Raw genomic sequence first — 22,819 nt, forward strand, 5'->3', positions numbered from 1 at the left:
TTATATATTGGCTAACTATTTGATATCTAAAAAACAAAGGTTAATTTTGCAGTCCCAAAATGTGCATCAAAAGATGAATTTAGTCGCTTCACCAATTAAAGTTAAAGAATTAGCCGGTGCAAATCCGAGCTCAAGGTTTACCGGTGCAAATATCAGGAGGCGACTGGCATCACGTCTGAACCGATCGGAACAACTCATACTTGATTTTGAGGGAGTGGAAACCATTTCTGAAACTTTCGCCGATGAGTGTTTTTCCAAGTTGGGAAAAGCCGTGGGTTATGCTGTAATTGAAGGGCGTACTGAACTACGAAATGCATCTCCTTACGTGAAGTCGATCATCATTTCCGCTATGGATAGCCATGGCGTTATCGGATATAATAGCGCAAGAACATCATATAGCAGACTGAGAATCGCAAGGAACAGATACAACCTATCTCGAATGCGTTCTTCTAAATAACATCAATAAGGCTATCGAACGAATAGCTTTATTTGTTTGCAGATAATTATCCCCTATGCATAAGTTAGGTTAAAAGTTTCTTTCTACTACATTGGCAACACTAATAAGCATTGTATTTACAGGCAAGTTTTCCACATCCAAAATGGTTAAAATTGACCTAAAAACAGGTCGATTTTTTTGTTACCCATTTGTAACTCAAAACTTATAACTCACTGATAATCACCGGCTAAGTACTTTCTGTATCGGGTAAGTAGCGGTGCAAAATAGCGATAATCCTTGATGGGTTTTGGTAAACAATATACTAATTATTAATAAGTTATGTTAATTTCTTTTGTCCATATTCTTGGATAATTGGCCCTGTTTTTAAAATTTCTACGGCCGTTTCTGGTGAGCTAATCAAGCAATGTCCACGTACGCTTGGATTGCACTGTTTGTATCACTTGTTGCTCAGCTACCACAATGTTCTCCTTACGTTGGCCAATATATTCCAGCGAGCTTAATTTATTCCACAGAGCCACTATTATGCGGAGGAACTCATCAACAGTTATCATAGATGAATTGATGTCATGATGATTGTAAACAATCTCTATGAGGCGGGCAAGTAGCTCTTCAAAGTTGCCAGGGGTAACATCCTTCCATTCGTAAAAATATTTGAGTAATTCTTCGCGTTCGGCGCCGGGTATACTTTTCACAGTACTGAAAAATATATGCGCCATTTCTGAAAAGCAGGACACCATATATATTGGTGGCTGCTGATGCATCATATTACGGTAGGAGAAATAGATACGGGCAATATATTCCAACATCTTTTCGCATAATATTTTTACGTTTTTGCCAATGGTTGAAACAGATTCCTTTGAAGTTATTTTATCCAGGATACGGAACGATAACAGTTGCAGATTATTCAGTTGATTACTGAAGCTTTCGTAATATTTAACCAGTTGCGGATGGCTCAGTACCGATGTGCACGGAGGTATGAAACTGATATCTGTTTGCAGGTTATTACCGTTTTTAATGAATTTACCAACCTCCAGAAAATGTGAGCTTCGGGTGTTTATCTGCGAGGCTGGTATGACGGTAATATTGTACTGTTTATCAACCTCGGGATATCTTAAAGGTATTTCCTCCGGATCAGGATTGCCGCTTGCCACGCGCTCAAACGGGTTAACAGTTAGCAATACGTAGTAGGTTTCTGAATTTTCTGTTGCGTTATCCTGGCCAAAATAATGGCTGAACAATAACTCAGGACCTGTTCGGGATATATCAATGCGGTGACCTTCTGCGGTTACAGCGCTGCAATGGTTTATTTTGATCTGTATCTGATTAGAAGCCCTTTCCGTGATCTGTATGTCCAGTGCTACGGATTCGTTGGCAACAGGGGGTAATAAACCAAAATTATAGTTATTAAGCTGCAAGGAATTAGAATCCCTCACTATATCGTGTATGAAATTATCTGTACTGATAAAATGATCGCTGGAAATTTTCATTCCATCTATCCAATTTACGGGCTTGTTTTTTAACGGACTAAGCATATCATGTTTTTAGTATGTAGATGTTATTATAATAATATTACAGGTAAACAGCCTGATCGCTTGTGCGTTCGGGCTCGCTTACAATCTCAGAAACACGTTTGGCATATATTGTGTTTGCTTCAGTGATCTTATTCTCCACAATGTTCAGGTCGGGATCAATAAATCGCCGTTGTTTCCAAAAAGATGGTTTAACATAAAATATCCACTTGTAGCTGTCGGTTTTATTGCTTTTGTAGGCCACAGGCGCATTAGGGAATTTTAAATTATAATCATCAATAAATTTCTGGAACCATTGCCCAAAGTTCATATTTGGCGGTGCTTTGGCCTTAACCTTTAAGGGTTCAGGGTCGTCGGTATTTTTGTACAGATCAAGCTCCAGCACCATCAGTTTGTCAAAATTGAGATGTTCCATGCTGATATCCTCAGGTGTACGGGGATACTGCCATACCTTGTAAATTTCCAGTGGGATACTCATAAACGCAATATATGCCCACCAGAAAATGGGTGGAAGCAAAAATATGAATATGCTGGTGGCTGCCCATAAGCCATATTGCAGATTGTTTAGCCAATCAAAGCCCAGTTTAAAAAGATATATACCCAGCAGACAGGAAATCAGTGTGCAGAAAATAAAGAATCCTTTTTTGTTCAGTAGTTCATTTTCGTGATATTTACCTGCCAGCCATACATAAACAGAGCCCAGGGCTAAGTAAATAAGTTGGCAAAACAAGTAACCCCAGGGCATAAACTGCAGGTCAAGAAATCCCAGTAAGCCTGGAATGCCTAAAATAACAGCGGTTAACAGAATAATAACAATAAGGCGTTTATTGCTCAGGAGCTTATTCTTTTTGTTAATTATAGTCATGATTGCCGCAGCAATCACAAAGATGAGGGGGAAGATAAGATAACGTATAAAAAATGATTTAACGTCCATGATATGATTGTATGTTCAGGTCTGTAACGGGCTTAAAAAAATAAATTTGATATAAGTCTAATCAATTACCAATAATTGTGGTTATTGTTTTAAATATTATTTGCAAAAATATTGAAAAATGAAGATCAAAAACCCTAATCTTATCGATACAGATTTTAAAGCCACAGTTATTGCTGCAGAAATTGTTGAGAATGAATTGGTTGGAGCCGATGATATTGTGATATTACCGATAGGCCCGCAGCGGCGTGCATTTACAAAAGAAATTGCTGGGGTTATTGTAAGCCAAACCGATATTACGAATAAACGGATGCTTCAGGTTCAGGTTAACCGTGATGGATTGTATGACATGTTGCCTGAGGGATTATTTCATAAACCACCTGCTTCGAGTTTAATGATCACCGAAGAGGAAATGATTAAGGATATTGTTGACAGGAGGGATGAAGAGAAGCAGACCCGGCGCTTTTTTACACCATTTGAAGCAGAGGTAAATCACCTGAAAATGATCCTTGAGCTTTATGAGAACCGTCTTGACAAGAAAAATGAATATGACGATCTGATCAACATATTTTTAAAGGAGTGGAAAGAATTTGGCTGTTTTACAAACAAACAAATGCTTATATTAATACATGTTTTGCCTGTTATTCATGAGCAACGGAATAATCTTGTTTTTATAGGTAAAATATTAACCATGTTGTTTAAAACACCCATGTCGCTCAGTTATAAGTTCTCCACCAATCGTGAGGGAAAAGACCCGGCAAATATGCAGACTTCGTTGGGTAAAGCGGCCCTGGGAATAGATTTTATAGCGGGACAATTGATTGAGCCCGAAGAGGAGTTACATGTTACCGTTGGGCCATTGAGTGCTTCAAAAATGATAGACTTTTTACCCGGCGAGCGATCTGCCATTTGTGTGGATGTGTTATTATCATACTTTATACCGATGCAAACCGGGGTGAAGATTAATTTGTTGGCTGCGCCTGCTTCGAAAAAAATAATAATCGGAGTAGATCAGGATAATGCCAGGCTTGGATACACCACTTATTTAGGCAATTAGGAATGGTCCTAATTTTCAATAAAAAGCCGGTAATTATAATTAATAATGCTCCGTGATTCCAGTTTTGACTGAAGCAAACTAAGTAAGGTATCCCATTCGTTTGTTGATAGCTTACTTCCCTCTTGTGGCTTTAAATAAATATCCGTAGTTTTTTTGAAACCTTCTTTTGGGTTTGAAGAAATGCTTACGCCTTTAGCAATGCGGACACTTTTTAATTTGCTGCCCAGTTCATATTGGCAAAAATTGGTCAGATCGGCTTGAGTGACAATCCGGTCTTTGGTAGTAAGCCCATATTTATAGGCCTGTATACGTTCGGCGGCACCGAGACTATTTCTGCCCCCGATAGAGGTGGTCATCAGGCGCAAACTATCCGTTTTTAGCTTTGTAGTTTCGAACTGCTGTAATCGGGAGCCCTTTCTGATATTATTGGCGGTATCTGCCAGGGTAGTCCAAAACTGAAGATATAACATACTGGCTTTATTGCTTGGCTTCAGAACAAGATAATTGATCAGTTCATGATTGTCTTTTGCTTGATTTGATTTTTTTTCAATGAGCGAAATGTTTTGCTCGAGTGTTTTTAATGTCGAGTTTAAAAAATCGTTTCCATAAGCAGCAAAAGCAGCTTTTTCGTCTCTGAGTAACTCAAAAAGATACTCGATAATCTGCTGTGCATTCCGGGAGTCAAAACGTTCGGCCCCACCGTTTCTGACAGAGTAACTTCCTTCAAAATTTTGATCAGGCGCACTATATGGGATCTCATTATAGTGAGTATCCAGATCGTCATGTAAGTTTTGAACTGATAAAAAATGATCATAAGCCGAAGGCTTGATAGGAATGATATTATTCATTTCCTTTACCCTGAATTTCTGTTCATGCAGTTTACGGCTCATTACCGGAAAACAGTTCAGATGAAGTTGTAGTTCGTTGATCACATCTCGCCCGATCATAGCCGGAAAAACAATTTTTATCCATACACAAGGCTTAAGTCGTTTTAGGTCGGTAGATTCAAACCATGTTTCAAAGGATAAGGGATAGCTTTTCTTAAGCAGGTCAAGATCATTTAAGCTATCATCTGTAAGGGATATAAAACGACTTTGATAGTAGGATTTTACATCCCTGGTAATTAAGTTCATAACGTTTTGATCATAAAATACCGGTTTGTTTTCTTCCGTTTCTTCCCCTTCATATATTAACCCCTTCGTTGTATGCAGTTCCTGCTGATCTGTGTAGAGTCTGGTAACAGACAACAGGTTGTAAAAATCATCATTGGCAGTATAACCTGGCCATTCAAAATAGATTCCGGCTCCTTTAAGTGTATCGAGCTTAGCATCAGGTTCAATACCCACCCATAATGTATTATTTTCAATAAAGGATTGCGGTAATGAATTTGCAACTAAGCTTCTTTGCATATCCGGAGTATGTTCCCAAAGTTGTTTGCCATTAAATGTGTATTTGATCTCCGCTTTAAAAACTTTGTTTTCGCCAATAGGTGTAAAAAAAATATCTAAAGGCCCTGGTGCTGTTTTGCCTGTGTCTGGTGAAACAGGTTTTTTATAAATAAAATGGTTTTTGATGCTCAAGGTTTCCTTAGTTTCAACTGGTATACCCTTTAACAGAGCATGGGCCGGAAGCGGGGCGGTAAGATAATCTGAAGCGAGTATTCTTGATATTTTATTTAGTACTCTGTTCTCCAGATTTTTAACATCATTGGAAAGATTAAATAATTCTGAACTGAGCGCTTCGATCAATAATTTAACCAGCGGATCAATATCATTAACATTCGTGGTGTTCCAGAAATCCATGGCGTTCCGGAGCATTCGCCCTTTTATTTCTTCTTTCGATGTGAAAAATAATTTGCTCATGTTTAGGTTTTATGCAGATAATGGACTCAAAAATAATGACGTGGAAAAGGTATAATACTCACCGGTTTTATTAAGCTTTCCTTTTATAATGATCTCCACACGTTTCTTTATTTCACTTACATTTCTTAAGGGATAAAATTTATTGATCTCGCTGATATGTACATCGATATCAATATCATAGATTCTTTTTTCAAACTTTTTAATTGAACGGAGTAGTGATTGTCGTAGTTTTTCTTCCCAAATAGTTTCACTTTGTATAAGTTCAAAATCCATATCCCATATCTCGCATCCAAACTCAGAATTATAGCGATGTTCGCCATACCTGGTAAAAATGATCAACTCTATATATTGTGAAATAGAGCCTCCAAGATCCTGTGTTTGCATATCTCGCCCTAAAGTAATGTTTTGGAATTTTAACGGCTTGAAATATAGAGGGTTTGCCATATTAAATATTTGATTTTCACAATGATGATAAAAAAAATTACTTTTTCATAAACATTTCTTTTGAAAAATAGTTGTAGAAATGTTTTAACGGTTAATAAAATATTTATTACACCCTTTATTCTGAGTGATTTATATTGGTAATTAATCATTTTAATTTTAAGTTATCTATAACCTCTTAACAATAATATTACATATATTTAATGAAACCCATAAATATAATTGACCTAAACCGATCCTACAGGGTTTTTATAATGTATCTGGCAGGGTTATTAATGTTTGCAGTTGTAACGGTTTATTTCTTTTTCTTCACCTCAAGCCATGAGATGGTACTGCTGAATGCCAAAGTGAAGCAAACTGATCAATTAGTAGCTATTCGTAATGACATCAACAATAATTTCGAGGTTATTCTTATGCGAATGCAACAGCTGTCGCAGTATTCAAAAATGAATTCGGAGGAACTAAATAATCAAACTATCCTGCTTAATGATATTCAGGAGAGTAATCAGCATATTCTTGATAAGCTCCAGAGTAACCCTTATCCGCTCAAAAGTTTCGACCTGTACAAAAAATTAAGCAATCATATTGCCACTATTGCCAATGTTAAAGATTCATTATTTACCACCCGTTTCCAGATTGAGAGCCTTCGCTCACAGTTGGAGTCATGTAATAAAATAAACAAATCGGCTGTAAGTAAGCTTAGTGGCCGGTTTTCACATTATTAATATGCCATGTTAAAGTTCAATTTAAAGGAACGAAGAGAAAAATTTCTTTTGTTTTTAGGGATGTTTCTGATAACATCATCTCTACTGTGTACTGCCATATTTTATAATTATGATAATGGTGCAACCATATCGAAAGATGAATTTGCCAAACGAATAGCTGAAGAGGAAGAGTTTGAAACGCTGGTTACACAAGTTATACCAGCCATTGATACCACTTATACCCATATTGTGAAATTTAACCCGAATGTTCAAGCGCTTTTTTTGGAGAACGATATCAAAAATTCCATCGGTGCTATACATTCATATTATAACCGCCGCCCGTATGATAGCCGGTATAAATGTTTTATTCATGCTTCAAAACTGTTTGAGAACCTGTTTTATGATAAACGCGAACTCAGCGGCAACTACAGCGATATAAATCGTCTGGGTAAACTGCTTGATGATTGTAAGCTATCAACACGGCAGTTGCAGCAAAGCCTTGGTTCCAGCAAATAAACGCAAAACATCATATCACTATAAAACAAAAACCTTTAAACCAATGAAAGACGATTACAACAGCGGCCGCCCCGTGGATACCAATAGGCAAACCTATGCTTTTTTATATATCATTGTTGGTATACTCATTATTGCCGCATTGATCTTTTTATTTAAAAGCTCATTATTTGATAAAAGAACTGTTAATGCCCGGCTGCTAAAAGATGAGATATTTTTAAACGAAAACCTCGTATACTCAGACAATACAACTAATGCTAAAAGCTGGGTATGGGAGTTTGGTAACGGCGACAAATCAAACCTGCAAAACGGGAGTTATAAATTTAAACACGCCGGAGATTACATTGTACGAATTACTGTTGACGGTACCCTCAAGCAACAGTTTCCAGTAAATGTTAAAGATACCATTGTCCAGTCTGTTGATACCCTGATGACGATCAATGGGCCTACCCAGGGAATTGTCAATGAACAAATCAGGCTTGAGGCCCAAGGTAATGCCCGGATATACGAATGGTCATTTGGTGAAACCGGCAGAGTTGATGTTAAAGGAGCCACCGCATTATATACCTACCATAATCCCGGTACTTATTTTATAAAATTAAGTACCGATAAAAGCAAACACCCCGTTTATCACCGTATGCTGATATCAAATCCCGATTCGACAGTTAACGCCATTGTAACGCCTGGTGAAGGGGAACGAAGAGTAATCGACGACATCAGAGCGCATTTGCAAGCCATTGCCAATGGGGCCGATTTTAATACTAATTACTATTACCTCGTTAACAAATATTTCTGCGGTGATGAAAAAGTAACCGTTAACCTGGAAACCAACGGGGATAGTAAGCAAACCGACTTTTACTCATACTGTATGCGTCTTACTTTTGGTGGCGGGGTTAATATTGATGAAGCCCAGGTAACCCTAAGAGCCAAATCAAGCTGCTCAAGTATGCTTACTGTTAAACAACATTCGTCCACCTCGAATGCCGCTCCGAGAAGATCCAAATAATAAACCGCTATCAAATGAACCTAATATATGCACCTATCAAAATGAAAAATATTTTAATAATGTTACTGCTGCTTGGCTGTTTTTCGGTAAATGCGCAGTCGCCTGTATCCATAAGTAAGAAAGTAATAACGCTGCCCGCTGCATTTGAAAAGCCAAATGAGAATACCAATATTTATAACAGCGATGATAAGACCAGTTTACCATGGATAGTTTTCTCTGATCGTGATGAGAATTATACTTACACTTCTCCGGGAGGTACCCTGATCATGAAAAAATTAAAATTCATGGATCCTTTTTATGTAAGCGAAGAAAGAAATGGTTATATAAAACTCATCAAATATCAACCAGGAATGGTACAGGGCCGTAAACTCACTAATAAAAAATCGAGCCAGAGCTATGGCTGGATCAGTAAATCGAAGGTTTTACTATGGCAGTCGGCATTCATTAACCAGGGCACTTATCCCAGTAAATATATAGCTGTTATCAGCGGTAAAAATCCATTGTTGATGCCCGACTTTTATTATGATAAAACGGATTCATTGTATGTATTTACCTCGCCGGAGTTGGAACGTAAAAAAACAAAACTGGCATTAAATAACATTGTATATGTTTTCAAAAAATCGGATGATGGCAAAAAAATGCTGGTTGGTTCTGAAGGACAGCTTGTAGCAGACAGTGCCGCCCGGAGCGTTTATGGCTGGGTAGCGGCCGACGCGTTACATAACTGGGGTAATCGCCTATACATTGGTTCGGCTAAAAATAATACCACTGATGTAGATGATTCAGCTGCAACAGCTATTAATCAGGCTATATTGGTTGCTGCCCCGCCAACTACCAGCACTTACTTTAAATTTGATCCCCTCATAACACCGGATGAGCCGGTGCTTCGGAGTTTACCGGTAATTACGGGAAATGTGCTAAATCCTAATGATAAATTAGGGACCGGCCTAGCTGTAGATGTGTATGATAAATCGAACAATAGTATTCTTAATGTTAAGGGTAGTCATCTTAAATACCTGGATTACCTGAACATACGCAAAAATATCCATCACATTAATGTTGTTTTTGTTGTTGATGGAGGCAGCACCATGCGTAATTATTTCTCTGGAATAACCAGTACTATCCAATCATTTGAAAATATATTTAATGCTCATATAAAAGGCAACCAGATAACGTATGGGGGGGTAGTATACAGAAATGCGAAGGATTGCCCTTCCGGAGGTATTAATAAATTAAACTTTACGACAGACTACCGGGAACTTGTAAAGTATTTTGATAAACAAGCATCCGTAACCAATGGCTGCGGTACCACTTTGCAAAATCAGCCGGTGTTTGAAGGAATAAATACAGCCCTGACATTATTTAAAGGACATACAAACGAAACCAATCTGATTGTACTGATAGGCACAACAGGATCGGCCGACTATAATGCTGATGATATTGCCAATGTAGCCGATCAGATGGCCGCTGCAGATGCCCGCTTATTGGCCATACAGGTATTTAGTGATTATAATCCCATCTATAATGATTTTGTGATACAGGCCAGGCGAATTGTTTCACAATCAGCCATAAAACTCGCCGATCTTAAAAAGCAGCGCATGATCACAGGCGAAGGCTTGAGCAATGTACAGCAGTTTAATACATCGCTTTCTGATTCTATCTCCTTTTATTTAGATTATCCTAAAAACAGCATGATACAGGGTGCTGTGGTTTTTCCACCAAAGGGCGTTGTGAAAACCAATCAGGCCATGCGTTTATCGGTCGACCGTTTGATGCGGGAGACAGATTATGACATCAATACCCAGGTGCATGCGCTGGATAGTGCTTTCAGGTTAACCGGGCGGGAAAATCGTTTCGTGCAGCCAGGAGTGATTGCACAGGTAAGCCCTGTTGCGAATGACTTGGGCAATAACATGCCGCATAACGCTTTTAAGTATTTTATTAGTGCTGAGTTACCGGCAAATATCGTAAGTCAGCATTCCGGCCAATTACAATATTTGCTGATATTAAATGAACAGGAGTATAACCAGTTAACCGATATACTGTCATTAATGATAGGCGAAAACCTGCAGCAGGATGCTTCTGATTATCGCAAAAAGTTGTTTAAAAATTATGTTGATATCATCCAGAAACGATTAAATCAAAAGATCTCAAAGGGTGATATTAAAGATATGCCGTTGAGCACATACTTTAAAACAGTTACCGGCTTGCCTTTGCCGGGGAAAAATAATTTCCAGAATACAAAAGTGGCCGATTTAAGAGGTGACATGCCTCAGGCACAGTTTGAGGGATACATTAAGTTTTTAGTGCACAGCAGCGAACAGGTTAAACGCTCGGTGTTGGTTAACCAGCATTTTACATCAAATGGCAAAACTTATTTTTATATAACTCAGGCCAACCTGCAATAGCATGAACATAGTTAATCTCAGCGAATCAGTAAAAACAGCCGTTAGGGTGGCGCAATCAATTGCCAAAGAATATCACCATAAAGAATTTGGCCCGGCGCACCTATTAAAAGGGTTAATGCATCAGGAAGTAGGATTGCGTGGTATGTTGCAATCTTTAGGTAAAGATGCCGCCTATGTGCAGGATTGGGCCGATGTGCGGATAGAAGAGTATGCACCTGCCATTAGTGTGCCCGACGAAATGCTGGGAAATAATGCCGTTAGGCAGGTATTTGAAGAGGCCGATAATGTGCGTATTAAACTTGGGGTTGATTTGATAACCCCGGTTTGTGTATTAATTGCACTGGTTAAACCCAACGTAGGTTTTGATGTAAATCAGCTTAAATCGTTCCCGGTAAAAGAAAAGGAACTGTTGGATATTTACCTGAGTAACGAAGAAATACAGCAAGCGGTGCAAACAACCGGGAATGATGACGGCGGAGCACATACGCCAATCAAGTCAAACAGTGCTTTGCTGAAATATTGTATTGACCGTACCGAGCTGGCCCGGCGCGATAAGATAGACCCCATTATTGGCCGCGAGCGGGAAACCCGCATGGTAATGGAAATACTGAGCCGTCGTACCAAGCCTAATGTAATGATAACCGGTGATGCCGGAGTGGGTAAAACAGCCCTGGTGGATGGTTTTGCTTTGGATATTGTAAATAACCAGGTGCCAGATTCTTTAAAGGATGTACAGCTGTACGAGCTGGATCTGGGCTCATTAATAGCCGGGGCTTCTTATAAAGGTGAGATCGAAGATCGGCTAAAGAACATTCTGCGGGAATTAAAACAATTGGATAAAGCCATCCTGTTTATTGACGAGATACATACCTTATTAGACAATAAAGGCCCGATAGGTGGTGGCGTAGGCAATTTGTTGAAGCCCGAATTGGCCAGGGGCGAAATAACCGTGATAGGCGCTACTACTATTGATGAGTATCGTAAAGTTATTGAGCCAGAACAGGCTTTTAGTCGCCGTTTTGAGGTGTTACAGGTAAATGAGCCGGATACGGCCACTGCCATAAAAATGCTTAAAAAGCTGGTGCCCCGCTATGAGGCACATCATAACCTGAAAGTGGATGCTAATGCGGCAGAAGAGTGCGTGCGTTTGGCGCAGCGCTACCTGAAAGACAGGCGCCTGCCCGACGCCGCTTTTGATCTGCTTGATCGTACCATGGCCGCCATCCGGTTAATGAATGATACTTCGGTTACCTCATTGGCAGAACTGCGTACCCGTTTTGAAGAGCTTAAAAACAGTAAGGATGATCCGGAACTGCTAACATCATACCAATGGTTATACTCCTTATTACGTAATAAGATCAGTGCCGTATTACTGGGCCAACTGGAAGACGAAACCCAGGTGGAAAGCCTGGAAACTACAGAAGAGTTTGATGCCTATTTTGAAAGAAATATAAGTCAGTTGGAAACTTTGGCCAGTAGTAAAACCGAAGTGGTTGATAAACAGGATATCGCGGCCATTATATCTTATAAAACAGGCATCCCCTTAGGCAAGATCCAAGCCCAGGAAAAAGAAAGGCTTTTAAATATGGAAGGCTTTTTAAAGAAACGTGTAGTAGGGCAGGATCAGGCGTTGAAAGCCGTATCGGATGCTATTTTGGAATCGCGGAGTGGTTTAAATAAAAAGGGGCAACCTATCGGTTCGTTCTTTTTACTTGGTCCAACCGGCACAGGCAAAACCGAGCTGGCTAAATCTATCGCGGAGTTTCTGTTCAACGACGATAAAGCCATGATCCGGTTTGATATGTCGGAGTTTAAAGAAGAGCATTCCGCAGCATTATTATACGGAGCGCCTCCGGGATATGTGGGATACGAAGAAGGCGGCCTCCTGGTAAATAAGATCCGGCAGCAACCGTATTCGGTGGTGTTGTTTGATGAGATCGAGAAAGCGCACCCTTCGGTATTCGATATCTTTTTACAGATACTGGACGAAGGACACATGCATGACAGGCTGGGGAAAGAGGGTGATTTTTCAAACGCGCTGATCCTGTTTACCTCCAACATTGGCAGCGAATGGGTAGCAGGCGAGATACAAAAAGGGAACATGCCCACATCATCACAATTAATGGAAGTAATGGGTAAAAATTTTCGTCCGGAGTTTTTAGCCCGCCTGTCTGAAATTGTACCATTTGCACCGATATCCGAAGAAAATGTAGTGCGGATATTTGACATTCAACTCAAAAGCCTGGTTCAGGCGCTCGAAAAAATGGGTATCGATATGCAGATCAGTGATGAGGCCAAGAGCATGTTGGCTTTAAAAGGTTTTACACCCAAATACGGCGCAAGGCAGTTATCGGGCGTGATCCGCAATCAGCTCAGACGACCTATATCGCGATATATTATTTCTGGAGAGTTAAAAAAGGGAAATAGCGTGATTATAAGTAAAAATACAGGTGTTGATGAGCTGTTATGGGATATTAAGTAACTCTTTTTGAAAGAATTAAGACACAGTAAAACAATTTACGAGTAATTACATTATTAATATTTACAATTCTATACTTATCATTTAATTAAGAAATTATGTTTAACTACGAAATAGGAGGAAACGAGAAGAAAGTCGATACCTCAGAAGCATTTAATGATATAGCCCCCAATAAAACATTATTTATCCAAAAACTTACAGATAATGAACCGCTTAGACCGGAAAAGGTAGAAGGGTTGAAAAATGTGGAAGAGGTATTTGGACATTACAAACCTAAAGTTAATGTAGCGCTTGATAAAATAGACGGATCAAGCATTAACGAAACTTTTCATTTTGCCAACCTGGGCGATTTTGCTCCAAAAAGATTGGTTCAGCAAAGTAATTATCTGCGTAAGCTCAATATTCAGCGCGAAATGTATCAGAATATTATTAAGCAGTTAAAAACAAACAAAACGTTAAAAACAACCCTTGATAATGCCGAAACCAAACAGGCTTTTATTGACGCGCTGAAGGGTATAGTTAAAGAGTTGGAGCAATAATAACCTAAACAAATAAAAATACGATCATGGCAACACCCAACGAGCAGATACTTAATGATCAGTCATCTGGTCAGGCTTATAAACCAAAAGAAAAAGAGGAGCTATCGCTATCATCCAGTCTTGATAAACTTTCACGTGTAGGTGGATTCGATCTATTGGAATCCGCTATTGAAGGCTTACAGAATCTTAATCCAGAACGCAAGGCCCGTAAACAAATATTTTTAACCGACGACGAAAAGAAGGCAGAGCGCGAAGAGCTGAAATTAAAGCTCGAGCAATGGATTGACGCTTTGGAAAATGGAGATTCGGTAAGTAATATCGTTGAAAAAAGCACCGAAAACCTGCAAAGTACCGAAGAGAATTTAAACCGGAACCTGCTGAATACGCTACAGGCTACACGTGAGCTGGAGCAGGCTTATCGCTCGGTTCATTTGTTTTATAAAAATACAGAAGCCGATAAATTGAAAAACGTAGTGGTGATGAATGCTTCGCTTGATCAGTTGAAAGAACTGGACAACCCAAGATTCATTGAGTTTACCGCCAATGAGCTTAAGCAAAATTATGATCGCTTGGATCTGCGTCAAAACTATTCTATACTGGTTATCCCCGGCTACCTGGGTTCTAATAAAGTGGTGGAGCGCTGGTCAAAAATAGCATATGATAACAAGGTTATGCTGGTTACCGATTTTGCCGATCTGGAACAACCGGATGACGTGTTAGATCTGTTTACCGCAGCTAACCTAACCGGGGGAGATGCCTTTAAATCAAATACTATCATGACCTGTAACTGGCTGGTTGGTCGCGGCAAGGTATCCGAAGCAGGAGAAGAGGATGATCTGTATGTGCCGGGTTCAGCAGCGCTGGCCGGTAAAATGTATTATACGTTGATGTCGCAGGTTACAGCAGGGAAAAAACATGGTGCTGTAAACGAGGTTGATGGTGTACGGTTTGACCTGAAGAAAAGCGAGATATCACATCTTGAACGCGTAGGGCTGGTGCCTATGGTTAATGAATACGGTAAAGTGATGGCGTTTTCGGCCAAAACATTGTTCAATGGGGATAATATCGGGCTTCAGACATACTCCGTAGTTCGCGTATTTGATTATATCACTAAAGTACTGTTCGACTTTTTGAACCGTCGCGCTTTTGAAAACTGGAACTCCAAAACCGAGCAGGACCTGCGCTCACAAATCGTAAAATTTCTGGATAATATTCAAGGCCCCGATAGATTGATTGAACGTTTTAAGATCATTCGTTTTGAACGTGACGAACAGCAGAAAGATCGCATTCATTTGGATATCAATATTATACCTTATTTTCCGGCAAAAAGCTTCGTAGTGAAGCTTGATGGCCAGAAAGGTGATGATGACAGTACTACCTGGGATACCGAATATAAGCAGCAATAACATCAAAAAGCAACAATAACATCAAACAAAAGAGCCATTTAACATTCGTCAAATGGCTCTTTTGTTTGATGTTAATTTAAGTTCGCTATTAGCTTTATTTATTGTTAAATACTGGCTATGTTTGTAGCCAATGAGGCAATTGTTGATCATTAACGCAGATATTAATAAAGGCGAAAATACGGCTGCATTGATCGGCGCTTATAAAGATGGGGCAGAGGCGGCGCAGAGTGTGGTAAAAGAACTGATTATTGCCGACTTGAAGTTTAATCCTAATAAACAGTTTGCCCCACCCAATACCGTTACGGAGCCTGATCTGCTACAATCTATCAATATGTTAAAGTGGGCAACGCACATCGCTATTTTTTGCCCGGTATATAAAGATTCCATTAATACCCGTATCAAAGGGTTTTTTGACCGCATATTTATGCCAGACCAGGTATTTATAAGTTCTGCCGGACGTATGGATATTAACTTTAGTGGAAAATCTGCCAGAATAATATCTATACTGGATGAACCGGCCTGGGACGACTGGCAAAAAAATCAACATCCCACCTATCTGGCTATCAAAAAAACTATCCTTGAAAAGCGGCAGATAAAACCCGTACATACCAGTACCATAGGGCATTTATACTCCTTGCAAAACGAATACAGCAAAAAGTGGCTGCAAAAATTATATTCGTTTGGCTTAAAGCTTATTTGATAAAAAAATAATATTTAGTAAAACAATAATAATTCTTATTTGTAGTTATAAAGAATACAGAAAAACTGTATTCTTTTAAATTATTAACCTTTAAAATTTATCGTTATGGCTTTCAAAGCAAGATTAAATTTTTCGGGCAAGGATTATGATGTACTTACTTGCTCGTATGCGCTTAACCGCGATGTTGATTCAAAAGGACGCCCTTCCTCTGGCGTTTATGGTGGTACGATCGATATCGAGATCGAATCAACCGAAGACACTTCCATCATCGAGTCGATGGTAAACAACCAGTACAAACCTATTGCAGGTACTTTACTGATCAAAAAATCTGAAGAAGATGCTAAAATGAAGGAGCTTTCTTTTGAAGATGGTTACATTGTAAAGTATTCTGAGGGGATTGACATTACTGGATCCACTCCAATGAGCCTGAAGTTTGTGATCTCTGCACGTAAGCTTAAATTAGGCAGTGCCGAGCATGTAAATGACTGGCCGGGCAAAAATTAAATTAATTAATTTTTTTTGACCAAATTGAGCTGGTATTTAAACACCAGGCGTTTTTTTAATTTCAAAATTTTAGAATTATGGCTTTCAAAGCAAGAATTAATCTCGGATCAAAAGAATTTGATGTGCTGCAGTGCAGCTTTTCATTAAACAGGGATGTGGACGCAAAAGGCCGTCCATCATCAGGTGTTTATGGTGGTACCATACAAGTTGAGGTTGAATCAACTGAGGATACATCGGTTATCGAATCAATGGTTAATAATCAATACAAGCCCATCAACGGAACGATTACCTTCAAAAAATCAGACGAAGACGCTAAAATGAAGGAGTTGACTTTTGAAGAAGGTTACATTATCCAGTATAATGAAGGTATATCTATCATTGGAAACAACCCAATGTCATTAAGCTTTGTTATATCGGCACGCAAGCTAAAAATGGGTAATGCCCAGCACGAAAACGATTGGCCTAAGTAAAAAAGACTAAGCTTATTAACGGAGGGTGTAGTTATATCCTCCGTTAATTTTCTTCCCATACATCAATTATAATCTATAATAAAAACCGTCCCTGGGTTATCTATGCATATTTTATTGGATAGTAAAATTTAATGAAAAGTGTACTCAGTATATGCAAACTTATTATTGTGCTAATAGGCATGAGCTTTTTAGCTGTAATTAGTGCTTGTAACTCACCGGTAACAGGCTCAAGCCAACAAAAGGAGGTGAAGGCTTTAAAAATGATTGACAAAAATATCTTATTAAGTATAGTGGCCGATCTTTCAACAAACATGTCAAAAAAACATTGTTCTGTTATGGAAGCAATAGAGGTTTTAAAACCCTATTCGTCGACTTATAAAATTAATATAGAACATGTTACTAAACCCTTTAACAGTAGTAAGGAATACCTAAGTGTTTATTTTGTAAAAAGTGATAAGGATACTTCAAAAATATTTTTTTGTTCGCTTGTACCTCCACAATCTATTTATAAACAAATTACATTTAATGATTTTAAGCAAAAGCTTGGGGATTGGGAAAAAACACCCTTGAATGCAAGACCTAAAGAAGCTCCTTATATACTTACATCGTTCAATTATAGAAATGCTCCCAATATATCAATATTGGTTGAAAGCAAAAAACTACCAGAATACAGCGACAATAGCATTGAGCAAATAAAAATTACACCATCGAGATTATGAACATCAATTTTTTAATAAAAATAAAAGAGTTTGATGCTCATGGAGGCCCTGCAACTAAAACGATGGGTGGAGACGGGCATGAAATGACACCCACCACCGCTGGACGATTTGTTATAGCCAGTATTGAAAAACACGTTAGCTATGGTAAATATGCTTTATGGTCTGGAGTGCCTTGGGGTGCGGGTTTAAAATTTATTAATAATGTTACTTATGTAGATGTAAGTAATAAGGGCCTGTGGAAAAGGTTAACTGTTTACAGACCTTTATGGTTAAAAACATACAAAACAGAAGAGGCTATCACCAGGGCCATTCTTGATTACTGGGTAACAATAGGGTTTGCCACCTATGCAGGCAATCATGTTGCATTGTATGGTATGCAAACACCAGACAGATGGGTTTTTAATGATTTTGGGCATATATCCGTAAAGTATTTTAGGGATACCAACTATAATGGGGTTTTAGACAAAAATGAAAGTATCCTTGGCGATTTTATACATACCATTCCGGGTAGCGAGGCCATTAGTTATTATAACAGTACGAGACAAACAAATCAATCGAAGTTTGTAGTTGATTTACCCGGCTCACATGGATGTATCCATGTAAAACCTACTGATGTTGATACCATGATCGGATCAGGCTACTTAAAAAAAGGACAGGTAATAGTTGTACATGGCTATAACGAAAAGGTGATGCCGACAACCATCAAACCAGATAAATACACCAGGAAAGGCTATGAAGCTCATTTTTTTCCAGGCCTGTTTAAGATCGCGATATATAAAATCACCTAAACCATATATCATATCATAAATAAAAGCAGATAAAACAACACAAAACCCAAATCAAACCATTGTATAATATATAATATTAAATAAGTTATTTCTGCCTGTAACCACCTAAGCCCAATGGAATTATATACAAAATTATGGAAAAGAAACTATCAGTTGATATAAACATTGAAGGTACTCCAATAACGCACTTCTCAACATTTAGCCTTGATCAGCGTTTTAATGAGCACCATACCTTTCAATTGCGTTTTAATCATGATCAGGTTGAAGAATATAATGCGGTAACCCTGCAAAATTCTAAGGATTTTATCGGCAAAAATATAACCGTACAGTTTGGTGCAGTTGGCGGCAGCGAAAACATTTTTAGCGGGATAGTAACCAGGGTTGAATTATCACAAAGCCACGGCTTTCTTGGTGATATTGTGGTGAGCGGCTTTAGTCCGGGGATATTGATTGACCGCGGACCCGATCTGGGATCATACTTGAATAAGGATCTGAAAACCATTATTCAACTGGCCACACAGGACGCTCCGCAAAATGATTTGAAACTTAATATTAAGCCAACCAACACAACACCCATTGATTATATCATCCAATATCGCGAAAGTGATTACGACTTTATCAATCGCCTGTCGGCAGAGTATCACGAATGGTTTTATTATGACGGTCAGAAATTAAACTTTGGTAAGCCGGATAAACTGGATGAAGTGAACCTTATTTACGGTCGTGACCTGCATAGTTTGCAATATGCAATGCAGATAGCGCCGTTAAAACAGAATAAGTTTGCTTATAACCCAAAGCAAGATGAACTGTTAACTGCCGAACCACAGGGCGTGGCAGGTGGCAATCCGGATGTGGCACATGCTGTTGAAGCATCAAATAAAGTATATAGTAAGGTTTATAACGGACCTATCGATGTAAGGGTAAACTCCAAAAAAGAGATCAACGATTTTGTAAATAATAAACAAAAAGCGCAGGTATCAGAATTGGTTAATATTATCGGTCACGGTGATAATCCGCAGGTTGGATTGGGCAAAGTACTTAATGTAAGCATGAGTATGCGCGGAAATTCGGGCTTTGAGGTACAGGATTTTGGCAAGTTCCTGGTAACAGGGGTTCATCACCAGATTGATGGGGTGGGTCACTATCAAAATACTTTTGAAGGGGTAACAGCCGACACAGAACGTATAAAGGTGAATGCGATGATTAAGCCCAATCCGGATATGCAACTGGCTGATGTAGTAGATAATGCTGATCCCGATGGGCATGGACGTATTAAGGTGAAATTTAAATGGCAATGCCAATCCAATGATGTTACAGAATGGTTAAGGGTAGTTGCACCGGATGCGGGCAGTTCTGATAAAGTAAGCAAGAACCGTGGGTTCGTTTTTATCCCTGAGATCGGCGATCAGGTTTTAGTTGCGTTTGAAGAAGGCAATATCGCCAGGCCAATTATTATCGGCAGTATGTTTAGTGGTAAAACCGGCGGCGGCGGCAGCCAAAGTAATAAAGTTAAGGCGCTCACTACCCGAAGTGGCAATACAGTAATATTAGATGATAGCAATGGCAGTGTCAACGTTAAAGATCCGAGCGGAAATGTGGTAACGCTTAATGGCGATGGAACTGTAACCATTTCTGCACCCAATACCATTACCCTGGTATCAAAAGATATTAATATTAATGCGGGTAATAGTATAAATATAACCGCGGCACCGGCGAAAGAAGGTGGTGGCGATGGCATAATTAATGTGACGGCCAAAAAATCGATCGGCGTTACTGCGCAGGATGAGGGAATAACCACCAATGCAAAAAAAGATATTTCTTTCACCAGTCAAACAGAGAGTGTAAAACTATGTGCTACGGCAAAAGACGTAACTATGGATGCCCCAGCGGGTAAAATTGCTGCTTCAGGCAAAACTGCCGAGATCACCTCAGTTGATAAAATGAATATCGATGGCGGTAGTTTAGCACATATCATCGCGGCTGATGTTGAAATTAATCAATCCTGATCATGAAATTATCATTTGCAACCGATTTTGAAAGTGCCTGGTATCAGGTTACCTCATCTAATCGTACTATAACCGGTACAAAAGTATTAGAGTTTGTACAGGACAGGTGGGTGCGCTTAAGATTGATAGATCAGGACGAGAAACAGCGTATTTTTGAGTATACTTTGCTTGATCAGCACATGGAGGGATCAGCGTTGATCCACGAATGGGCAGCGGACATGGAATGGTTGCAATCGCCGGTACAGATCATTACCGACCCCGAGGGAAAATTTATCGGCATCAATAATTTTAACCATTTTATTACCCAATGGAATAATGGTTACCGGGCGAAAATTGCCAATAAATACCAAAACCATGAAGGCATTCATGTAATGCTCTCTGAGACTGAAAAATTACTACAGGACCCAAAACGTTTTTTGCAAAGCTTTATGGGTTATAGCCATTACCGGTGTTTTTTTCAACCCTTTTACAGAACGTTGGAGGCTGAAGAAAAATATCCGGTGTTGTTTAAAGGTTTTTTTGGCTTGGTTGATCTCCCGTTAATCATTGATGCGCATAACCAACAGACAGGCAATTGGATAAAAATAACCAACAATGCTGCCGTTGACAACGAAAAGTTTGACCGGAGATCTTTTGTCCGAATGATGAAAGACCTGACCAACATGTACGATTTAAAGGTTGATTTGCAAACAGAGATGGAGGAAATATACCAGTTTAACAATGGTGAATTGCAAAGCGCCGATCTATATTTACAATTACACGTACCTTCATTTTACACTGTTGCAAGCGCGCATCAATGTAAACGGATTGAGCAAGCCGAATTGCCTGAGTCAGGCAGATGGAATGGAAGTAGTCTTATAAATAATAATTCGTTAATAGTATAATAAGAAGGAAGTGTTACACCGTCTTAAAGTTATATAAGATGTCAAAGAAATATATCCCGGATAACAGCTGCCTTACTTGCGATAAAGGTTCAAGCCCATGCAGGCTAAAGGTAACTCATCATAACAATACCAAAATATATGGTGAGTATTTGGCCAGTGAAATGGACATGATCCCCGGCGAAAATATTCAGCCAATGGGCAGGTGTTCAGCTACGGGTGGTCCTTGTCAGTTTGAACCTATCTACTGGGATAAAACTAATAAAGGGGTAAAGGTAAATGGTTATAAACTATTATTTGAAGATGCGAACCTGCTCTGTAAAAAGGGAGGCAAAATAAAGGTAGACTTTAATGCGCCCAGCGGAAGCAGCAACGGAGCGTTAACAGGCTTGGGTGCAGGTGTATTTACTTATGGCGATTACACCAATACTTTAGATATATTACAACGGGGCACTATTTACGATGTTGAAAACGGTAAACTGAGTTTGGTGCGCCCTAACAGCGCAAGCGACTACCGCAGGCAAGGTAACTATGGCGAAATGAAAGATAATGTTTACCACAGGCAGCAGGGGTACCGCGATGTAAGAAGCGAACACCCGCTAATAAACATTGATAAGCCTACAGCCTCTGGTATAGACGGTGCTTATGCAAAAGGCAATGAGCTTAAAATAACCGATACCAAATATAATACAGCTACTATAGCCAATACCAACAACGGGCGTGAGTTAAGTGCCCGTTGGACCAGGAACCATATTGATAACAACGGGGCTATTAATCCGGCCGATGAAGAGGCATTCGCAAGGGCTAATAATAATGGTACGCTTACACGGGAGGTCACCAAAGTAAGGCCCGATGGGACCATGTCTTCCGAAACTATGAATGACAGAGGCTTTAAGGCTACCAGGGGACAAAGTGAGGCATTGGAGATCCAAACATCAAGAGCAGGCAACATGATGAACAGTGTCCGCTCATCTCTGCGCAATTCAAAAGCATTAACGGCGCTTTCTGAATCAAATTTCTCCCAGGCAGTGCGCAGCAGTAGATATGCTACCGGAGCTAATGATGGTTTGTTTAAAGCAAGTCAGGCAATTGCCAGATCACCAGCGTTAAGCGTTGCTGGTAAGGTGGCTGGGCGGGGTCTTATCGTTGTTGGTGTTGCTATTGATGCATATAACATATATTCGGCCTACGAAGAAGAAGGTGGCTTTGGTGAAAAAACGAAAGAGGCTGTTGGTGGTGCAGCTGGCGGGCTTGCCGGCGGAATAGCCGGAGCAGAACTAGGTGCCATCATTGGTACCGCTATATGCCCTGGCGTTGGCACGGTTGTAGGAGGAATAGTTGGAGGGGTGATAGGAGGAATTGCCGGTAGCGGCTTGGGCAAAACAATTGCAAGTTGGTTTTAAACATAATTAATATATA

Annotated in this window: 21 protein-coding genes; 17 read left to right on the forward strand and 4 right to left on the reverse strand. The window is 39.5% G+C overall.

Features of this window, described 5'->3' with window-relative positions; translation table 11 throughout:
• Positions 1 to 7: 7 nt before the first annotated feature.
• A complete protein-coding gene (locus tag AB6735_RS14595; protein WP_370996581.1) occupies positions 8 to 457 on the forward strand; it encodes an STAS-like domain-containing protein in 450 nt (149 codons plus the stop codon).
• A 392-nt stretch (positions 458 to 849) separates the two neighbouring features.
• Here AB6735_RS14595 and AB6735_RS14600 read toward each other — a convergent pair whose 3' ends face one another.
• Both AB6735_RS14600 and AB6735_RS14605 read right to left on the reverse strand, forming a co-directional pair.
• Positions 850 to 1,989, reverse strand: a complete 1,140-nt coding sequence (locus AB6735_RS14600) for a hypothetical protein (protein WP_370996582.1) — start codon at positions 1,987 to 1,989, stop codon at positions 850 to 852.
• 37 nt (positions 1,990 to 2,026) lie between these two features.
• Entirely contained in the window at positions 2,027 to 2,920 is an 894-nt protein-coding gene (locus AB6735_RS14605) for a TssN family type VI secretion system protein (protein WP_370996583.1), read from the reverse strand.
• Positions 2,921 to 3,038: 118 nt separating this feature from the next.
• Between AB6735_RS14605 and AB6735_RS14610 the strand changes: the two genes are divergently transcribed.
• Positions 3,039 to 3,974, forward strand: a complete 936-nt coding sequence (locus tag AB6735_RS14610; RefSeq protein ID WP_370996584.1) for a type VI secretion system baseplate subunit TssG — start codon at positions 3,039 to 3,041, stop codon at positions 3,972 to 3,974.
• Positions 3,975 to 3,982: 8 nt separating this feature from the next.
• On the opposite strand, the gene AB6735_RS14615 is transcribed toward AB6735_RS14610, so the two are convergent.
• On the reverse strand, positions 3,983 to 5,836 hold the full coding sequence (locus tag AB6735_RS14615; protein WP_370996585.1) for a hypothetical protein: 1,854 nt from the start codon (positions 5,834 to 5,836) through the stop codon (positions 3,983 to 3,985).
• 9 nt (positions 5,837 to 5,845) lie between these two features.
• Positions 5,846 to 6,220 (reverse strand): GPW/gp25 family protein, encoded by a 375-nt coding sequence (locus AB6735_RS14620; protein ID WP_370996586.1) that lies wholly within the window; start codon positions 6,218 to 6,220, stop codon positions 5,846 to 5,848.
• A gap of 332 nt (positions 6,221 to 6,552) precedes the next feature.
• Between AB6735_RS14620 and AB6735_RS14625 the strand changes: the two genes are divergently transcribed.
• From AB6735_RS14625 to AB6735_RS14695, 15 genes are all read left to right on the forward strand, one after another.
• Positions 6,553 to 7,002, forward strand: coding sequence for a hypothetical protein (locus AB6735_RS14625; protein ID WP_370996587.1), 450 nt, complete (start codon positions 6,553 to 6,555; stop codon positions 7,000 to 7,002).
• 6 nt (positions 7,003 to 7,008) lie between these two features.
• Positions 7,009 to 7,497: a type VI secretion system transmembrane protein TssO gene (locus tag AB6735_RS14630; protein ID WP_370996588.1), complete on the forward strand. Its 489-nt coding sequence runs from the start codon at positions 7,009 to 7,011 to the stop codon at positions 7,495 to 7,497.
• 43 nt (positions 7,498 to 7,540) lie between these two features.
• Positions 7,541 to 8,500, forward strand: a complete 960-nt coding sequence (locus AB6735_RS14635) for a PKD domain-containing protein (RefSeq protein WP_370996589.1) — start codon at positions 7,541 to 7,543, stop codon at positions 8,498 to 8,500.
• Between the two features lie 14 nt (positions 8,501 to 8,514).
• Positions 8,515 to 10,908 (forward strand): type VI secretion system protein TssR domain-containing protein, encoded by a 2,394-nt coding sequence (gene tssR, locus AB6735_RS14640; RefSeq protein ID WP_370996590.1) that lies wholly within the window; start codon positions 8,515 to 8,517, stop codon positions 10,906 to 10,908.
• A 1-nt stretch (position 10,909) separates the two neighbouring features.
• Positions 10,910 to 13,390, forward strand: a complete 2,481-nt coding sequence (locus tag AB6735_RS14645) for an ATP-dependent Clp protease ATP-binding subunit (protein ID WP_370996591.1) — start codon at positions 10,910 to 10,912, stop codon at positions 13,388 to 13,390.
• A 95-nt stretch (positions 13,391 to 13,485) separates the two neighbouring features.
• Complete coding sequence (locus AB6735_RS14650; protein ID WP_370996592.1) at positions 13,486 to 13,926, forward strand: type VI secretion system contractile sheath small subunit; 441 nt, start codon at positions 13,486 to 13,488, stop codon at positions 13,924 to 13,926.
• Between the two features lie 26 nt (positions 13,927 to 13,952).
• The gene (locus AB6735_RS14655) at positions 13,953 to 15,332 is read left to right on the forward strand and encodes a DUF5458 family protein (protein WP_370996593.1); all 1,380 of its coding nucleotides are present in this window, start codon (positions 13,953 to 13,955) and stop codon (positions 15,330 to 15,332) included.
• A gap of 130 nt (positions 15,333 to 15,462) precedes the next feature.
• The gene (locus AB6735_RS14660; protein WP_370996594.1) at positions 15,463 to 16,032 is read left to right on the forward strand and encodes an NAD(P)H-dependent oxidoreductase; all 570 of its coding nucleotides are present in this window, start codon (positions 15,463 to 15,465) and stop codon (positions 16,030 to 16,032) included.
• 105 nt (positions 16,033 to 16,137) lie between these two features.
• Positions 16,138 to 16,536 (forward strand): type VI secretion system tube protein TssD, encoded by a 399-nt coding sequence (gene tssD / locus AB6735_RS14665; RefSeq protein WP_076376521.1) that lies wholly within the window; start codon positions 16,138 to 16,140, stop codon positions 16,534 to 16,536.
• 77 nt (positions 16,537 to 16,613) lie between these two features.
• Positions 16,614 to 17,006: a type VI secretion system tube protein TssD gene (gene tssD, locus AB6735_RS14670; RefSeq protein ID WP_370996595.1), complete on the forward strand. Its 393-nt coding sequence runs from the start codon at positions 16,614 to 16,616 to the stop codon at positions 17,004 to 17,006.
• 131 nt (positions 17,007 to 17,137) lie between these two features.
• On the forward strand, positions 17,138 to 17,725 hold the full coding sequence (locus AB6735_RS14675; protein ID WP_370996596.1) for a hypothetical protein: 588 nt from the start codon (positions 17,138 to 17,140) through the stop codon (positions 17,723 to 17,725).
• On the forward strand, positions 17,722 to 18,513 hold the full coding sequence (locus AB6735_RS14680; protein WP_370996597.1) for a hypothetical protein: 792 nt from the start codon (positions 17,722 to 17,724) through the stop codon (positions 18,511 to 18,513). Before AB6735_RS14675 ends, AB6735_RS14680 begins: the two co-directional genes overlap by 4 nt.
• A 134-nt stretch (positions 18,514 to 18,647) precedes the next feature.
• On the forward strand, positions 18,648 to 20,519 hold the full coding sequence (locus AB6735_RS14685; protein WP_370996598.1) for a type VI secretion system Vgr family protein: 1,872 nt from the start codon (positions 18,648 to 18,650) through the stop codon (positions 20,517 to 20,519).
• A 2-nt stretch (positions 20,520 to 20,521) separates the two neighbouring features.
• A complete protein-coding gene (locus AB6735_RS14690; RefSeq protein WP_370996599.1) occupies positions 20,522 to 21,403 on the forward strand; it encodes a hypothetical protein in 882 nt (293 codons plus the stop codon).
• A 38-nt stretch (positions 21,404 to 21,441) separates the two neighbouring features.
• Positions 21,442 to 22,803: a PAAR-like protein gene (locus tag AB6735_RS14695; RefSeq protein WP_370996600.1), complete on the forward strand. Its 1,362-nt coding sequence runs from the start codon at positions 21,442 to 21,444 to the stop codon at positions 22,801 to 22,803.
• Positions 22,804 to 22,819 lie beyond the last annotated feature (16 nt).

Source organism: Mucilaginibacter sp. RCC_168 (genome assembly GCF_041355315.1).
Lineage (GTDB): Bacteria > Bacteroidota > Bacteroidia > Sphingobacteriales > Sphingobacteriaceae > Mucilaginibacter.

Coding starts and splice junctions, on each gene's coding strand:
- AB6735_RS14695 (WP_370996600.1), top strand. CDS start 21,442: ATGTCAAAGAAATATATCCCGGATAACAGCTGCCTTACTTGCGATAAA.
- AB6735_RS14650 (WP_370996592.1), top strand. CDS start 13,486: ATGTTTAACTACGAAATAGGAGGAAACGAGAAGAAAGTCGATACCTCA.
- AB6735_RS14655 (WP_370996593.1), top strand. CDS start 13,953: ATGGCAACACCCAACGAGCAGATACTTAATGATCAGTCATCTGGTCAG.
- AB6735_RS14605 (WP_370996583.1), bottom strand. CDS start 2,920: ATGGACGTTAAATCATTTTTTATACGTTATCTTATCTTCCCCCTCATC.
- tssD (WP_370996595.1), top strand. CDS start 16,614: ATGGCTTTCAAAGCAAGAATTAATCTCGGATCAAAAGAATTTGATGTG.
- AB6735_RS14660 (WP_370996594.1), top strand. CDS start 15,463: ATGAGGCAATTGTTGATCATTAACGCAGATATTAATAAAGGCGAAAAT.
- AB6735_RS14690 (WP_370996599.1), top strand. CDS start 20,522: ATGAAATTATCATTTGCAACCGATTTTGAAAGTGCCTGGTATCAGGTT.
- AB6735_RS14600 (WP_370996582.1), bottom strand. CDS start 1,989: ATGCTTAGTCCGTTAAAAAACAAGCCCGTAAATTGGATAGATGGAATG.
- AB6735_RS14645 (WP_370996591.1), top strand. CDS start 10,910: ATGAACATAGTTAATCTCAGCGAATCAGTAAAAACAGCCGTTAGGGTG.
- AB6735_RS14610 (WP_370996584.1), top strand. CDS start 3,039: ATGAAGATCAAAAACCCTAATCTTATCGATACAGATTTTAAAGCCACA.
- tssR (WP_370996590.1), top strand. CDS start 8,515: ATGAACCTAATATATGCACCTATCAAAATGAAAAATATTTTAATAATG.
- AB6735_RS14630 (WP_370996588.1), top strand. CDS start 7,009: ATGTTAAAGTTCAATTTAAAGGAACGAAGAGAAAAATTTCTTTTGTTT.
- tssD (WP_076376521.1), top strand. CDS start 16,138: ATGGCTTTCAAAGCAAGATTAAATTTTTCGGGCAAGGATTATGATGTA.
- AB6735_RS14680 (WP_370996597.1), top strand. CDS start 17,722: ATGAACATCAATTTTTTAATAAAAATAAAAGAGTTTGATGCTCATGGA.
- AB6735_RS14620 (WP_370996586.1), bottom strand. CDS start 6,220: ATGCAAACACAGGATCTTGGAGGCTCTATTTCACAATATATAGAGTTG.
- AB6735_RS14685 (WP_370996598.1), top strand. CDS start 18,648: ATGGAAAAGAAACTATCAGTTGATATAAACATTGAAGGTACTCCAATA.
- AB6735_RS14615 (WP_370996585.1), bottom strand. CDS start 5,836: ATGAGCAAATTATTTTTCACATCGAAAGAAGAAATAAAAGGGCGAATG.
- AB6735_RS14675 (WP_370996596.1), top strand. CDS start 17,138: ATGAAAAGTGTACTCAGTATATGCAAACTTATTATTGTGCTAATAGGC.
- AB6735_RS14625 (WP_370996587.1), top strand. CDS start 6,553: ATGTTTGCAGTTGTAACGGTTTATTTCTTTTTCTTCACCTCAAGCCAT.
- AB6735_RS14635 (WP_370996589.1), top strand. CDS start 7,541: ATGAAAGACGATTACAACAGCGGCCGCCCCGTGGATACCAATAGGCAA.